The organism is Helicobacter mehlei (assembly GCF_003660265.1).
Classification (GTDB): Bacteria; Campylobacterota; Campylobacteria; order Campylobacterales; family Helicobacteraceae; genus Helicobacter; species Helicobacter mehlei.
The window spans coordinates 23390-39194 of sequence record NZ_QXQP01000016.1; the positions used below are offsets into that span (position 1 = coordinate 23390).

Consider the following 15805-nt stretch of genomic DNA (forward strand, 5'->3'; position numbering starts at 1 on the left):
GACGATTCTTGATTCTAGCACTTAAATACCGCCCCAAACATTTTAAAGAACTCGTCGGGCAAGAATCTGTCTCCACCACTTTGGCCCTCGCACTGGATCGTGCCCGTTTGGCACACGCCTATTTGTTTAGCGGGTTGCGTGGGAGTGGCAAGACCAGCTCGGCACGAATCTTTGCGCGCGCTTTGCAATGTGAGAGGGGACCTGCCAGCACGCCCTGTGATATCTGCCCTAATTGCCTAGAGGCTCTAGGCGATCACCACATGGACATCATTGAAATTGATGGCGCGTCTAATCGGCGGATTGAAGATGTGCGCAATATCATTGAGCAGACCAAATACCAGCCCGTTTTGGGGCGTTTTAAGATTTTTATCTTAGATGAAGTCCATATGCTAACTAAAGAAGCCTTTAATGCGTTGTTAAAGACTCTTGAAGAACCCCCTGCGCATGTAAAATTCATCTTGGCCACCACCGATGTGCTCAAGCTCCCAGCGACCATTTTAAGCCGCACCCAGCACTTTAGATTTAAAAAAATCCCCCCCAAACTCATCACCCAACACCTGCAATCCATTACTAAACAAGAAAATATCCCCTATGAGGAGGGCGCGCTAGAGATGATCGCTAGGAGTGGGGGGGGGAGCTTACGCGACACGCTCACCCTGTTAGATCAGGCCATCAATTACAGCGCAGGGCATTTAAAAACGGCTAGTATTGCCCAAATGTTGGGCATGGTGGATGCGCAGATTTTAGAGGATTTTTTTAACGCCCTCTCTGACAAGCAAGGCGCAAGATTGCAAACCTTGTTGGGCTTGTTAGAAGAACATGAAATTAGCATGGTCTTAGAGGAGATGGGGCTTTTTTTAAAAGCGTGTTTGTTAGATCAACGCTTCCCAACCACTTTATTAGAAAAGTTTTTAAGTACGCTTGCCCAAGCCAAACAGCTTGTGGCACTTGGGACTGATGGGAGTTTTGTGCTCACTTTAAGTGCACTTAAAATGCAAGCTTACATCCAAGAGCATGCTAACACCCTCCAAGTCCCAATGACTCAAACTCCAGCAAGCACCCCCAACACGCCCCAACCCCAAACTTCTAAGCCAATAGCCCCAACCACTAAGCCCACGCCCAGCCCAGATGCTAGCGCGCTCTTTGCAAAACTCATTGCCAACTTACGCCTCTCAAACCCTAAGTTGGGCGAGACTTTTGAGCATTGTATCCGTTTTGTCTCCTTCAAAGATCAGGTTTTGATGTGGGAATCGCGTGCCAACCAGCAGGATAAGGCAATTTTAGGCAAATACTATAAAAGCCTCATTGTGCCACAAGTGCAAGCCCTCTATGGCAAAGATGTGAGCATCAAGCCCATGAAAGCCGATGTGCTCCAAAAGCACAATAATTGTCAGGAGTTTATGGCAAATCACCAGCCCTTGATGAAAGCGATGACTCAGCATTTGAATATTACGGGTATAGAAGAATTGGAGGGTTGTTAGTGCGTCTGCAAGCCAGTTTAGAGAATCTAGGCCCCGTGCTAGAGAGCCTCCATGCAAAAATCGCCAGCCACCCCTTGCCCCTTGTGTTTTTGTTACAAGGCGATCTAGCTAGTGGCAAGACAACCCTAGTGCAACGCTTTTGTGCCGCTCTGAATGCCCCGCATGCCACTTCGCCTACCTTTAGCCTACTGCACACCTACCAAGCCCCTAAGTTTAATATTTATCACTACGATTTTTATTTAAAATCCCTACCCGAGTTAGTGGCTCTAGGCGTTTTGGAGCATTTAGAGCTAGAGGGCGTGCATTTTGTTGAGTGGGGCGGTGGTCTTAAGGAGATGTTGATTCAAGCGGGCTTTAAAGTGTGCGTGGTGGGTTTAACCCGCCTAGATCAAGACCGCTTATATGAGATTGTAGATGGATAAGCTCATTGCCAATAATTTAAGCAAGCAGATCAAAAAAACTAAGATCGTGCATGATGTCTCCTTAGAAGTGCATAGTGCGCAAGTGGTGGGCTTGCTAGGGCCCAATGGGGCGGGTAAAACCACGACCTTTTATATGATCTGTGGGTTATTACAGCCCAGCGGGGGGAGTGTGTATCTTAATGATATTGAACTCTCTAGCTACCCCTTGCACAAGCGATCCAACATGGGAATTGGCTATTTGCCCCAAGAATCGAGCATTTTTAAGGATTTGAGTGTACTGGACAATTTGATGTTGGCTGCCCAGACAACTTTTAAGAGCAACAAGGAAGCCATAAATAGAATCGAAGAAATGTTAGATGCCTTTAATATCCAAACCATCAAGGATCGCAAGGGCATGTCTTTAAGCGGGGGGGAGCGCCGACGTGTGGAGATTGCGCGCGCGCTCATCAAAAATCCTAAATTTATTTTGCTTGATGAGCCCTTTGCTGGGGTCGATCCGATTGCGGTTTTAGATATCCAAAAGATCATTGAACGCTTGGTTGAAATGAATATCGGGGTGCTCATCACTGATCACAATGTGCGTGAAACTTTAAGCGTGTGCCATAGAGCCTATGTGATCAAAAGCGGGACTTTGCTAGCTAGTGGCACCAGCGAGCAGATTTACGAAAATGCCCTAGTGCGTAAATATTACTTAGGCGAGCATTTTAAGGTCTAACATGGCAATTTTACGCCCACAATTAGCCACTAAAAACAAGCTTTGCGCCACGCTAAAAAGCTGGTTGCCCATTTTGCAAAGCGACCCCTTAGAGATTGAAGACACCTTACAGACTTATGCCCAAGATAACCCCTATTTGAGCGTGCAGAGTGGTTTGAGCCAAAATTTAAGCCACCACAGAGATACCCGCCTAAAAAATACGATGAGCGACAAGATCGAAGCCTTGAGCGTGTATAAAAAAAGCTTGTATGAGAGTTTGCATGAACAGATCATCCCCCCGCTTTTCCCCACGCCCCTATCAGTCCAAATTGCCCATGATATTTTAGATAACTTGAGTAGCGAGGGGTATTTTGAGAGCGATTTAGCTGGGCAAGCAGAGAGTTTGGGGGTGAGCCCCCAAGAGTATGAAAAGGTGCGGCAACGCTTTGCCTATCTTGATCCTCCGGGCATTGGGGCATGCACGCTACAAGAAAGTTTTTTATTCCAACTCAACCACCATGACGAACTGGACGCGCCCACCTACGATTTATGCGCCCAAATTATCCAAAATCTTGAATGCCATAAAGAATTTAGCCACCTGCCCAGCTATGCTAAGGCGATGCAAACCATCACTTCGTTTAAAAACCCACCTGCGCTTGATTTTGCAGACAAAATTCCCCCCATTATTCCCGATCTCTTGGTGCTCGAAGAAGATGGAAATATCTTTGTGCAACTCAACGAAGGGTATTATCCCAAAGTGATCATTGAAGAGATTAAAATCAAGCAAAACAACGCCTACTTAAAAGAAAAGCTCAAAGAGGCACGGGATTTAGTCGATGCCTTGCAAATGCGCCACCAGACCATCCAAAAAATCGGACTAATGTTGGTGGAATACCAATATGATTTTTTTAAGGGTAAGGAGATCAAACCCATGCGCTTGGTGGATATTGCCAACGAATTTGGCTACGCGCCTAGCACTATCTCACGGGCAATCTCCAATAAATATTTGGAATGTTCTAGGGGTATCTTCCCTATTAAGAGTTTTTTCACCACCGCTCTAGAGGGCGATGTTTCCAACGCCTCAATCAAAGATTTTATCTTGGAGTTAGTCAAAAATGAGGATCGCCAAAGGCCCATGAGTGATTTAAAAATGTTAGAGTTAGTGGAACGCAAATTTGGGCTTAAAATGGTGCGCCGCACGATCACCAAATACCGCAAACTTTTGAACATCGCCAGTTCGTCTGAGCGTAAAAAACTTTATAGCATGCGTTTAGGCTAGTCCTTTAGTTGTGTTATAACGGGGATTTTGGAGGTCCAATGGGATTTTTAGATCACAAAAGCGTGTTGATCACGGGAGGCACGGGCAGTTTTGGCAAAGCTTGCATACAAGTCCTCTTAGACCAACACAACCCTAAAAAGATCATCATTTATAGTCGCGATGAGCTCAAGCAATACCAAATGGCACAAACTTTCAGCGATCCCAAAATGCGCTTTTTTATCGGAGATGTGCGGGACAAAGATCGTCTAGCCAGTGCGATGCAGGGGGTGGATGTGTGTATCCATGCCGCCGCACTCAAACATGTGCCCATTGCCGAATACAACCCCCTAGAGTGCATTAAGACCAATATTTTAGGAGCTAGCGCGCTCATTGAGGCGTGTTTAAAAGAGCAAGTTGGGCATGTGATTGCCCTAAGCACCGATAAGGCCAGCAACCCAATCAATCTCTATGGGGCGACCAAGTTATGTAGCGACAAGCTCTTTATCAGCGCAAACAACATGAAAGGCAAGTCTGCTTGCAAGTTTAGCGTAGTGCGTTATGGGAATGTAGTGGGCTCTAGGGGGAGTGTAGTGCCCTTTTTTCAAAACTTAGTGGCGCAAAATGCTCCACAAATTCCCATCACTGACACGCGCATGACACGCTTTTGGATCACGCTAGATCAAGGAGTGCATTTTGTGTTACGCAGTTTGGAGCGCATGCATGGGGGAGAGATCTTTGTGCCCAAAATCCCTAGCATGAACATTTTAGACCTTAAGCAAGCTCTAGCTCCTGACATTCCCATTAAGATCGTGGGGATTAGGCCGGGGGAAAAGCTCCATGAGGTGATGATTAGCAGCGACGATCGCGCCTTTGAATTTGAGGATTTTTATATATTAGAACCTACCATCTCTTTTCAAACCCCCATCGATTACAGCCTAACCCTCTTGGGTGAGAAAGGGAAGCGTGCCCCTGAGGGTTTTAGCTACAATAGTCTAGAAAACCCCCAACGCTTGAGCGCGCCCGAGCTGTTAAAAATGTTAGCCACCCTATGAAAACTCTGGATTTGCTCGCCCAAAATGCCTTGCTCAAAAATCGCCGTATTTTATTATTGGTGAGTGGCTCGATTGCCGCTTACAAGAGCTTGGATTTAGCGCGTGCTTTCATCAAAATGGGCGCAAAGGTCAAGGTGGTGATGAGCAAGCAGGCGATGCGCTTTGTTACCCCGCTAAGTTTTGAGGCACTGACTCATTATCCCGTACTCACACACAAAAGCGAACGCTGGGACTTGAGCGATCCAAATTGCCCCAATCATATTAGTTATGCTAAGTGGGCGCAGGTGGTGCTACTGGCTCCTGCTAGTGCCAACACCCTAGCCAAACTAGCGCATGGACTTGCTGATAGCCTCTTAAGCGCGGTGTTTTTAGCCAGTAGCGCGCCTAAAATCCTAGCTCCCAGCATGAATACGCAAATGTTAGAGGCGCGCGCCACCCAAGAGAATTTAGAACGCCTCAAATCTTGGGGTTGCATAGTTGTAGAGCCTAGAGAGGATTTACTAGCCTGCAACACACAGGGCAAGGGAGCGATGGCGGACATTTTAGACATGGTGTGTGCCAGCGTGCAGGCTTTATATAAAAATAGCTTTTGGGCAGGTAAAGAGGTGGTGGTGAGCGGGGGGGGGAGCTTGGAGAAGATTGATAGTGTGCGCTATATCTGCAATTTTTCTAGTGGCTTGCAGGCGAGCACTCTAGCCCTTGCCCTCTATCTTCAGGGCGCACAGGTGTCCTTGGTGGCTAGCACCTTTGCTTTGGAGTTGCCCGCAGGCATTGGATGCTTAAGCGTGCAAAGTGGGGCCGATTATCTGCAAGCCCTGCAAGAGAGGGCAAATCTGCAAGACCCGCCCTTTTTGTTCATGGCCGCTGCTATTAGCGATTACAAACCCGCTACCCCCCACAAGGGTAAGCTTAAAAAGCAAGACTTAGGCGCGTCTTGGAATTTGGAATGCGTGCAAAATGTAGATATTTTAGCCTCTTTAAAGGGTTTTATTAAAATTGGTTTTAAGGCTGAAGAGGAGGGCACTTTGGCGATCACCAATGCCCGAAAACTATTAGATAGCCCCAAAAATGGAGGTAAAGGCTGTTTGGCGGTGTGCTTGAACACCCTTGATTGCCAACCCTTTGGATCGGCACAAAACCAAATGTGGCTTTTAAGCGCGCAACATAGCCAGCGCACAAACTACCTTAACAAACTCACCTTGAGTTTTGAGATTTTAAACTTTGTGAGCCAAGTCTGCCATGCTCAATCCCATTAGCGCGCTTTTAAACTTACAGCAACTCCACAATATTATCAAGGACAACCCACAACACTTTAACGCCACCTTGCCCCTCTTTTTAAAGGTACTAGAGAAAAAGGGCGATAATAGATATTTGTTGCAACTGGGTAATCAAATTTTAGAAACCAAGAGTGCCAAACCTTTGATTACCGGGCAAAAATATTGGGCGTTGATGCAAAAAAGCTCAGTGGGGGCAATCATGCTCTCTAATCTCGTGCCCCAGCCCAAAATCATGGAGCAACTCAAAAATGCGCCCTTAAAATTGGATCTGCACCAATTAAACCAGATTTTAAAACAAGAGGATTTTAAGGGTTATCACGAACAATTAGTCACCCATTTAACCCACGCCCAGAGTCGTCAAGATTTTTGGCTCTTGGGTAATTTGCTTTTATCCTTGCAACACCAAGTGGCTAGTTTTGTGATCAAGGACAAGCACCAAGAGGCGTTGATCCAGATTAAAAATAAAAAGGGCAAGCAAAAACAGCTGGATTTTTACGCACTTTACCCACATTTGGGGGCTTTGCAAGGGCATGTGTTGTGGCAAGAGCCACATTTGAGCCTGCACATTGTAGTGCTCTACGAGAACACCGCACGCCTCTTGGAGCAATATAAAAACACCTTGAAAGGTTTTGATGCGGTGCATATCTCTGCTAGCCCACACACCATAGAGCCTCTGTTTGGATTTGAAGAAAGTTTGTTGGACACGAAGGGGTAAAATCTTTTTTGAGCACGCAACAAGAGCTTAACAGAGAGTTTGCTTTGTGCCTTTTTAGTAATTATAAGGAAACAAAAGCTAAAATAGGCTAAATAATACCCTAGAGAAGGTTGTGATGAGTAAAGAATTGGAGTCCTTAGAGAGTCGGAGCGAGTCTGAAGAATTCAGAGAATACATGAAGGAGTACATGCACGGAGAGGATGAGTCGGAACAAAAGGGGGGTGTGAAAGAGGGTGTGGTTGTTTCGATCAACGAGCAAGAGGGCTATGCCATGGTGAGTGTTGGGGGCAAAACAGAGGGTAGACTTTCTTTAGAGGAGATTTTAGATGCACAAGGAGGGTTGCTCTTTAACCTAGAAGATACAATCCCGGTTTATGTGTCGCATAAGGGTGAGCGGGTTAGTGTTTCTTATAGAAAGGCTCTAGCTTTTGGGAAAGCACAAGAAAAAATCCAAGCCTTGGGGGAGGACTATAGGGACAAGATGATCGAGGGCGAGGTTGTGCGCGAAAACAAAGGGGGGTATGTCCTTGTGGATCGCGAGGGTGTAGAATACTCTCTTTCTAAAGCGCAGTCTTCCCTTAAGCGTGGGGAAAACCATTTGGGCAAACGGCTCAAGGTTTGTATCACTTCCATAGACCCCGAGCGTGGCTTGATCAGTGTTTCTAGAAAACGTTTTTATGATGTTTATAGCAAACACCAGCATGAGGTTTCTAAGAGACTGGTCGAATCCCAAGAGATTTATAATGGGGTGGTGAAAAGTGTTACTAACTTTGGCGTGTTTGTGGAGGTAGATGGCGTAGAAGGGTTGGTGCATTACACAGAGATTAGCCACCGCGGTTCAGCCAATCCAAGTAAGCACTACAAAGAGGGCGATGGGGTGCAGGTTAAAGCCCTCGCCTATGATGAAGAAAAAAAACGCCTCTCCCTCTCTATTAAAGCCACCATGGAGGATCCATGGCATGAGATTCAAACCAAACTTAAAGTGGGTTATGCCATTAAAGTCGTGGTCAGTAGCATTGAAAATTATGGCGTGTTTGTGGATATTGGGAACGACATTGAAGGCTTTTTGCACATCTCTGAGATCTCTTGGAATAAAAATGTCAAGCATCCTCAAGACTACCTAGAACTCAACCAAGAGATTGATGTCAAAATCATTGAAATTGACAGCGCAAACCGCCGTTTGCGCGTGTCTTTAAAACAGCTTTCTGATAAACCCTTCAATGAATTTGTCTCCAAACACCGCGTGGGGGATTTGATTGAGGGCAAGGTGGCGACCTTAACCGATTTTGGTGCATTCCTCAATTTTGGGGGTGTAGATGGACTCTTGCACAATAAAGATGCTTTTTGGGAACAAGACAAAAAGTGCAAGGATCACTTCAAGATAGGCGATGTGGTGCAGGTTAAGATTTTGAAGATCAATAAGGAGAATGAGAAAATCTCTTTGGAGATGAAATTTGCCCAGCCTTCCCCTGTGGAAACTTTTAGCCAAAAGTATAAGGTCGGGGATGTGGTTCAAGGTGCGGTGGTGAATATTAAGGATTTCGGTGTGTTTGTCAATGTCGATGGAATCGATGTCTTGATCAAGAGCGAGGATTTACCCCCGCTTAAAAAAGAAGAGATCAAGATTGGTGATTTGATCACCAGCGTGGTTGTGGCAATCGAAAAAGCCAATAACAAAGTCCGTGCCTCTGTGCGCCGTTTAGAGCGTAAAAAAGAGAGAGAGCAGTTACAAGCTTTTAATGCTGGGGATGACAAGATGACCTTAGGAGATAAAATCTCAGGTAAGTTCTAACTTGATTGATGAAAATTGCAAAGGTCCGCTCGCTTGTTTTGTTGATCTTGCTTTTCTTTGCGCTTGCTCTAATCGCCTATGTGGGGCGGGGTTTGTTCATGCAACGCCCTCCCAAAATTGAGCCTAAGAGTACCCCTAAATTGTCCTTACCCGACTTAGCTGATGTGCCCGTTGCTCCACAAAGCGATGTCTCCGTAATCTCAGAACCCGATTTTGCTTACCCAGTACTAGAAAAGCGCGTGGGAGTCGAGTTTTTAGGTGGCTCACACTCCCGAAAATTGCTCATCCGCAATTTAGACGCTTACAAGTCGTTTTGTTTGCATGAGATCTTAAGAGAAGCGCATGTCGATTTTGCACTAGACAAACAAGCGCGTGGCACGACCATTATCGTGTATTTGCCCCGCACCTCATCTAAAGCTCTCTTGGATGAGTTGCATTACTACAAAATCCCTTACCGCTTTGACTGATCCCAACTAAAGGAAATCCATGCAAATTGCCATCTGTGATCCCATCCACCCCAAGGGCATCACTTTACTTAGCGAGCAAAAAGACATCCAAATTTTGGACTATTCCCAAATGCCTAAAAGCGATCTCCCCCTAGCCCTCAAGGGTGTTGCAGGACTCATCACCAGAAGCATGACCCCCATCCATGCAACTATGCTCGCACATGCTAAAGATTTAAAAGTGCTGGTGCGCGCGGGCGTGGGCGTGGATAATGTGGATATTGATCTGTGCTCCCAAAAAGGGATTGTGGTGATGAATGTCCCTACGGCTAACACCATTGCTGCTGTGGAGCTCACCATGGCACACATGCTCAATGCCGTGCGTTATTTACCCAGCGCGAATGCCCAACTCAAACATGATAGGCTTTGGCAACGTGAGGATTGGTATGGGAGCGAGCTTTATGGCAAGAAGTTAGGCATCATCGGCTTTGGCAACATCGGATCGCGCGTGGGCGCGCGCGCTTTAGCCTTTGGTATGGAGGTGATCACCTACGATCCCTATATCCACAAGTCCAAAGCCACCGACCTAGGGGTGTCTTACACGGCAGATTTTAAAGACATTTTGGCTTGTGATGTGATTACCATCCACACGCCCAAGAACAAGGAAACGATCAATATCATTGATTACGAACAGATCGCTCAAATGAAAGAGGGCGTGATCTTGATTAATTGCGCACGGGGTGGGCTTTATAATGAAGAAGCCTTATATGAGGCACTCAAATCCAAAAAAGTGCGCTGGTTAGGGCTAGATGTCTTTAGCAAAGAGCCCGGCACTGCCAACCCGCTTTTAGAACTCGATAATGTCTATGTTACCCCCCACATTGGGGCTAACACTTGGGAATCCCAAGAACAAATTGCCCTGCAGGCGGCTAAGGCTGTGGTGGATGCTCTAAGGGGGAGTGCTTATCCTAATGCGCTCAACTTACCCATCCAAGAGGGGCAAATGGCTAGCTATGCCAAGCCCTACCTAGAGCTCACCCAAAAATTGGGTTTTTTGTCCTCCCAAATCAACAAGGGGGCTTTTAGTTCCCTAGAGCTTACTTTAGCCGGTCCCATCAAGGAATACGCGCCCTCTTTGCTCAGTGCTGCCCTTGTAGGCTTACTCAAACCCTCTTTGAGCGATAAGGTCAATTATATCAATGCCCCCTTTTTAGCCAAAGAGCGCCATATTGCCCTAAACACCAAGATTTTAGAAGATGCCACGCCCTACACCAACTTAGTTACCTTGCAATTAAGCACGCCCCACCAGACCACGCAAGTGAGCGGGAGTGTCTTTGCCAACGATCTGCTCAAGATCACCAACATTAATGGCTTTGAAATGGATGTCAAGCCACAAGGCAACATGATTTTATTTAAAAATGAGGACAGACCCGGGGTGATTGGGAATGTGGGGCAAACTCTAGCCGAACACAACATCAATATCGCCGATTTTAGATTGGGGCGCAATAACCACAAAGAAGCCTTAGCCTTGATCGTAGTGGATGATCCCATCAACCCCGAAATTTTAGCCAAGTTGCAAACAATCCCACATTGTTTGGGCGTGAATGTGGTTTCAATCTAGGTGCAAGCTCTTATCAACAAACTCAAAGCCCGTAATGAATTGCGGGTCATCTCCACGCCCCTAGACATTGAGCTAGAAATCCCACATACCGCCTATATTGAAGCCAAAAAGCCCCAAGGCGGGCAAGCCCTTTTATTCACCAATCCAGTGAGTGCCAAGCACTCCAAGCAGTTTGATATGCCGATCTTAATGAATCTCTTTGGATCGCAAGCGCGCCTAGAGCACATTATCCAAGAGCCTATTAAAACATATTGTGCGCGCCTAGAGACCCTTTTAAGCCTGCAAAAACCCCAAAACCTCAAAGACACTTGGCATTGGCTCAAAAATATCAGCACGCTCAGACACCTTGCCCCCAAGATCACCAAGTCCGCTGATACCCACACTTACAAAATGGGTGATCAGGTCAATCTCTACGATCTGCCCATCCTCACCACTTGGGAAAAGGATGGCGGTCCTTTTATCACGCTCGCCCAAATTTACACCCAAAGCTTGGATGGTAGCAAGAAAAATTTAGGCATGTACCGCCTACAAGTCTATGATCGCAACCATCTAGGATTGCATTGGCAAATCCACAAGGATGCTAATCACTTTTTTCATGAATACCGCCATGCACGGGTGAAAATGCCCGTGAGTATCGCCATTGGGGGCGATGCGCTCTACACATGGTGTGCCCAAGCCCCCCTGCCCTATGGCTTATTTGAGTTATTGCTCTATGGACTGATCAGAAAAAAACGCGCCCAACTGATAAGATCGCGCACCAATCCCATTGCCATCCCCCATGATTGTGGGATCATCATTGAGGGCTGGGTCGATGTAGAGGAATTGCGCCTTGAGGGACCTTTTGGCGATCACACAGGCTTTTACACCCCCAAAGAACCCTACCCCGTGCTGGAAGTGAGCGCGATCGCCACCAAGCCTAATGCGGTGTATCTAGCTAGCGTGGTGGGCAAACCCCCCTTAGAGGATAAATACTTAGGTTATTTCACCGAACGACTCTTTTTGCCCTTGCTCCAAAAAAGCGCGCATGGGCTACTTGATTATCACATGCCCGAAAATGGGGTTTTCCACAATTTGATCTTAGCCAAAATCAAACCCAGCTACCCCGGGCATGCTAGCCAAATCATGCACCATTTTTGGGGCACAGGGCAGATGAGTTTTGCCAAACATGCGATCTTTGTAGGTCCTAATGCGCCCAGCCTAGAGGATTACCCCAAAATCACCGAACACATCTTAAACCACCTCAATTTGCAATCTGTCATCATCACCGAGGGCATTTGCGATGCACTCGATCATGCTAGCCCCACTTACGCCTTTGGGGGCAAATTAGGCATTGATGCCACCAAACCCAGTGAGAACACCCCCAGTATCCTTAAAGATAGTGTTTTATTAGCCAAAATCCAAGAGGCAATGCCCGAAGCACAAATCTTAAAGCAATATGGGACACACACCAAAAACCCGATCGCGGTTGTGGGCGTGCAAAAGAGGCGCACCCTTTTACCCGTGGCTAAGGCGTGTAGCCTTTTAAGCCCCTTTGTGTCTGTTTTGGTATTTGTTGATGCGTGCAAAAACGATCTGAATAACCCCTACATGCTCTTGTGGCGCGTGGTGAATAACATCGATGCTAAACGCGATGTGTGTATCCATGAGGGGTTGTTGCTCATTGATGGGACAGATAAAAACGCATTAGATAACCACCCCAAAGAGTGGCCACAAGAGACCGATTGCAACTTGAGCGTTCTAGAAAAATTGTGCGCCCAGAAACTCATCCCCCCTTTAGATGACCCGCTTTACAAGCATTATCACATTTTCAACTCACCTAGCACTTAAAGGTTTGCCATGGATTTTGCTAAAAACTTGGATCAAATCATCAGCCGCATTGAAAAAGCCCGTTTGGCTTATAGCCGACACCATATCGTCCAGCTCATCGCCGTCTCTAAATATGCCAGTGCCAAGCAAATTGCTGACCTGTATGCGTGCGGGCAACGCGCCTTTGGGGAAAATAAAATCCAAGATTTGCAAGCCAAGTCAGAACATCTAGCAGATTTGCCCCTAGAATGGCACATGTTAGGCAGTTTGCAGAGCAATAAAATTAATAAAATGCTCGCTCTCAAGCCCTTTTTACTCCATAGTCTCCACTCTTTAGCCCTTGCCCAAGAAATCCAAGCGCGTAGCCCCTACAAGCTCAAAGCCCTTTTACAAGTCAATGTTTCTTTAGAAGAATCTAAAAGCGGGGTGCGTCCCGAGCGTACCCTAGAGACCTACCAGCAAATTAAACAGACCTGCCCACTAATTGAGTTGCAAGGGATCATGGTGATTGGACCCCAAACAGAAGACACCCGTCAAATTGAGCGCGCCTTCCAAAGTGCCAAAGATATTTTTGATAAGCTTCCCCAAGCCTCTATCCTATCTATGGGGATGAGTGGAGATTTTGAGATCGCCATTAGTTACGGGGCTAATATGGTGCGTATCGGGCAAGCCCTTTTTAAAGAGCCCAATTAGTCCAAACATCTTATAATGTGCCAAACATTTGAGGAGATACCATGTCCAATATGGGAACTTTAGACACCAAAAGGCCCGAGTTTGATCCTTTATTCTCAGAGATCGCGCATTATGTGGTGGATCACCCAATCACTTCATCTCTAGCCTACCAGAGTGCGCGGCTTTGCTTGCTTGACTCCATTGCCTGCGCTTTAATGGCACTCAAATACCCCGAATGCACCAAGTTACTAGGTCCTAGTGTCCCGGGGGCTGATTTTAGGCCCTTAGGGGCTAAGGTGTTGGGCACAGCCTACCAGCTTGAACCCGTGCGTGCGGCTTTTAATATCTCATGCATGGTGCGTTGGCTGGATTTTAATGACACTTGGCTAGCGGCCGAATGGGGACACCCATCGGATAATTTGGGCGCGATTTGGGCACTGGGGGATTATTTGAGCCGTTTGTATTTAGCCCAAAATAAAAAACCCTTACAGGTCAAGCACATTTTAACCGCCATGATTAAAGCCCATGAGATTCAGGGGATTTTAGCCTTAGAGAATTGTTTTAATACCGAAGGCTTAGACCATGTGTTGTTGGTGCGGGTGGCCAGTAGTGCGGTGGCTACTGGGCTATTAGGGGGGAGTTTTGATGAGGTGCGTAATGCGCTCTCTAATGCCTTTATAGATGGGGGTAGCTTGCGTTGTTACCGCCATGCGCCCAACACGGGATCACGCAAGTCGTGGGCAGCAGGGGATGCCAGTGCGCGGGGCGTGGATTTAGCTCTTAAAGCCCTTCAGGGCGAAATGGGCTACCCTTCAGCTTTGAGCGCGCAATATTGGGGCTTTCAAGATGTCTATATGAAGCAACAGACACACAATCAAGAAAAATTACATTTGCCCCAAGCACTAGGGAGCTATGTGATGGAAAATGTGCTCTTTAAAATCTCTTTTCCAGCTGAATTCCACGCCCAAACCGCCGTTGAATGCGCTTTGAGCCTACATGATGATCTCAAGGGACGGCTAGAGGATATTAGTAAAATTGTCATCACCACCCAAGAGAGCGCACAACGCATCATCAACAAGATTGGGGCGTTGCATAATTACGCCGATCGCGATCATTGCATCCAATACATGGTTGCCTATGCGCTCATCTATGGCAATTTGAATGCCCAATCCTATAGCGATGAGAGTGCAGCTGATCCACGTATCGATCGGCTAAGAGATTTAAGTGAAGTGCAGGTTGATGACACATACACGCGGGAGTATTTAGAGCCTAGTAAGCGCGCTATTGCCAATGCGGTGCAAGTCTTTTTTAAAGATGGGAGCCACACCCAAAAAATCGAAATCAAATACCCCATCGGGCATCGTTTTAGACGCGATGAGGGCGTGCCCTTGTTGTATCAAAAATTCAAGCTAGCCCTAAGGGAGGTCTTTAGCCCTAAGCGTGCTAGCCACATTGAAGAAGTTGTTTTTAACGAAAATGCTTTTGAACAGATGGATTTTAACCAATTTAGCGATCTTTTTTCATTGGTCTAAGGAGCGAGCATGACAGCTGGTCAAAGATTTAGAGAGGCTCTAGCACAAAACAAGCCCTTGCAAATTGTGGGCACGATCAATGCTTACCAAGCCTTGCAGGCTACAAAGGTGGGGCATAAAGCCCTTTATCTCTCAGGGGCAGGTGTGGCCAATGCTTCTTATGGCTTGCCAGATTTGGGCATGACCAATTTGGAGGAAGTCTGTATCGATGTACGCCGCATTTGTGCTATCTGCCCCACGCCCTTAATTGTGGATGCCGATACTGGATTTGGGCACGCTTTGAATATTGGGCGTTGCGTAATAGAGCTGATCAGAAATGGTGCTGCTGGGATGCACCTAGAGGATCAAGTCGGGGCCAAGCGTTGCGGTCATCGCCCCAATAAAGAGATTGTAGAAACCCAAGAGATGTGCGATCGCTTGCATGTTGCCCTTGAGGCTAGAAAAATAGACCCTAGCTTTTATCTCATCGCCCGCACAGACGCACGGGCTAAAGAGGGGTTAGAATCGGCTATTGAGCGTGCTTTAAGCTATGCTAAAACGGGTGTAGATGCAATCTTTGCAGAGGCCTTGCAAAACCTAGAGGAATACCACGCCTTTAGCCAAGCTTTAAGCGTGCCGTTGCTGGCCAACATTACCGAGTTTGGGCTAACTCCGATGTTTGGCTTGGAGGAGCTTAAGAGTGTAGGGGTGGCTATGGTGCTTTATCCTTTGAGTGCCTTTAGAGCCATGAATAAAGTGGCTTTAAGCGTGTATGCCGATCTCAAGTACAAGGGCACGCAAAAAGATCAAATCCCGCATATGCAAACTAGAGAAGAGCTCTACGAGATGTTGGGCTATTATGGCTATGAGGCACAGATGGACTTGTTGTTAGGGCACCAAAAATCCTAACTGGGGCACGCGCCCTCTATTTCTTCTAAAAACCCCAGTGCGTCTAAAATAATGCGTTCTTGTTGGGGGCAGGGGGTGGTGTTTAAAATGCCCTCATAAAAACTCTCCAAACAATTTGACAAAGCACTAGAGGGGTTTAATGGGGGGTGGTG

14 protein-coding genes are annotated in these 15805 nt (G+C 46.8%); all 14 read left to right on the forward strand.

Annotation, left to right across the window (positions count from 1 at the left end):
• Positions 1 to 8: 8 nt before the first annotated feature.
• The 14 genes from EAO36_RS06030 (at position 9) to prpB (ending at position 15653) form a co-directional block, all read left to right on the forward strand.
• Positions 9 to 1481 carry a DNA polymerase III subunit gamma/tau gene (locus EAO36_RS06030; protein WP_120955851.1) on the forward strand — a complete coding sequence of 491 codons (1473 nt, stop codon included), beginning with the start codon at positions 9 to 11 and terminating at the stop codon, positions 1479 to 1481.
• Positions 1481 to 1903 carry a tRNA (adenosine(37)-N6)-threonylcarbamoyltransferase complex ATPase subunit type 1 TsaE gene (gene tsaE / locus EAO36_RS06035; protein WP_120948299.1) on the forward strand — a complete coding sequence of 141 codons (423 nt, stop codon included), beginning with the start codon at positions 1481 to 1483 and terminating at the stop codon, positions 1901 to 1903. Before EAO36_RS06030 ends, tsaE begins: the two co-directional genes overlap by 1 nt.
• A complete protein-coding gene (lptB, locus tag EAO36_RS06040; protein WP_120948298.1) occupies positions 1896 to 2618 on the forward strand; it encodes an LPS export ABC transporter ATP-binding protein in 723 nt (240 codons plus the stop codon). The genes tsaE and lptB overlap by 8 nt, the downstream gene beginning before the upstream one ends.
• Before the next feature lies 1 nt (position 2619).
• Entirely contained in the window at positions 2620 to 3876 is a 1257-nt protein-coding gene (locus EAO36_RS06045) for an RNA polymerase factor sigma-54 (RefSeq protein WP_120948297.1), read from the forward strand.
• A 38-nt stretch (positions 3877 to 3914) separates the two neighbouring features.
• Entirely contained in the window at positions 3915 to 4907 is a 993-nt protein-coding gene (gene pseB, locus EAO36_RS06050; RefSeq protein ID WP_120948296.1) for a UDP-N-acetylglucosamine 4,6-dehydratase (inverting), read from the forward strand.
• A complete protein-coding gene (coaBC, locus tag EAO36_RS06055; RefSeq protein WP_120955852.1) occupies positions 4904 to 6163 on the forward strand; it encodes a bifunctional phosphopantothenoylcysteine decarboxylase/phosphopantothenate--cysteine ligase CoaBC in 1260 nt (419 codons plus the stop codon). The genes pseB and coaBC overlap by 4 nt, the downstream gene beginning before the upstream one ends.
• Positions 6147 to 6899 (forward strand): hypothetical protein, encoded by a 753-nt coding sequence (locus tag EAO36_RS06060; protein WP_120948294.1) that lies wholly within the window; start codon positions 6147 to 6149, stop codon positions 6897 to 6899. The genes coaBC and EAO36_RS06060 overlap by 17 nt, the downstream gene beginning before the upstream one ends.
• Before the next feature lie 115 nt (positions 6900 to 7014).
• Entirely contained in the window at positions 7015 to 8691 is a 1677-nt protein-coding gene (locus EAO36_RS06065; RefSeq protein ID WP_120948293.1) for a 30S ribosomal protein S1, read from the forward strand.
• Positions 8692 to 8699: 8 nt separating this feature from the next.
• Positions 8700 to 9158 carry a hypothetical protein gene (locus EAO36_RS06070; protein WP_235852395.1) on the forward strand — a complete coding sequence of 153 codons (459 nt, stop codon included), beginning with the start codon at positions 8700 to 8702 and terminating at the stop codon, positions 9156 to 9158.
• Between the two features lie 19 nt (positions 9159 to 9177).
• A complete protein-coding gene (serA, locus tag EAO36_RS06075) occupies positions 9178 to 10755 on the forward strand; it encodes a phosphoglycerate dehydrogenase (protein WP_120948292.1) in 1578 nt (525 codons plus the stop codon).
• Positions 10756 to 12582, forward strand: coding sequence for a menaquinone biosynthesis decarboxylase (locus EAO36_RS06080; protein WP_120948291.1), 1827 nt, complete (start codon positions 10756 to 10758; stop codon positions 12580 to 12582).
• 9 nt (positions 12583 to 12591) lie between these two features.
• The gene (locus EAO36_RS06085; protein ID WP_120948290.1) at positions 12592 to 13254 is read left to right on the forward strand and encodes a YggS family pyridoxal phosphate-dependent enzyme; all 663 of its coding nucleotides are present in this window, start codon (positions 12592 to 12594) and stop codon (positions 13252 to 13254) included.
• Positions 13255 to 13295: 41 nt separating this feature from the next.
• The gene (prpD, locus tag EAO36_RS06090) at positions 13296 to 14765 is read left to right on the forward strand and encodes a 2-methylcitrate dehydratase (protein ID WP_120948289.1); all 1470 of its coding nucleotides are present in this window, start codon (positions 13296 to 13298) and stop codon (positions 14763 to 14765) included.
• A gap of 9 nt (positions 14766 to 14774) precedes the next feature.
• Positions 14775 to 15653 carry a methylisocitrate lyase gene (prpB, locus tag EAO36_RS06095; RefSeq protein WP_120948288.1) on the forward strand — a complete coding sequence of 293 codons (879 nt, stop codon included), beginning with the start codon at positions 14775 to 14777 and terminating at the stop codon, positions 15651 to 15653.
• The last annotated feature ends 152 nt before the right edge of the window (positions 15654 to 15805 follow it).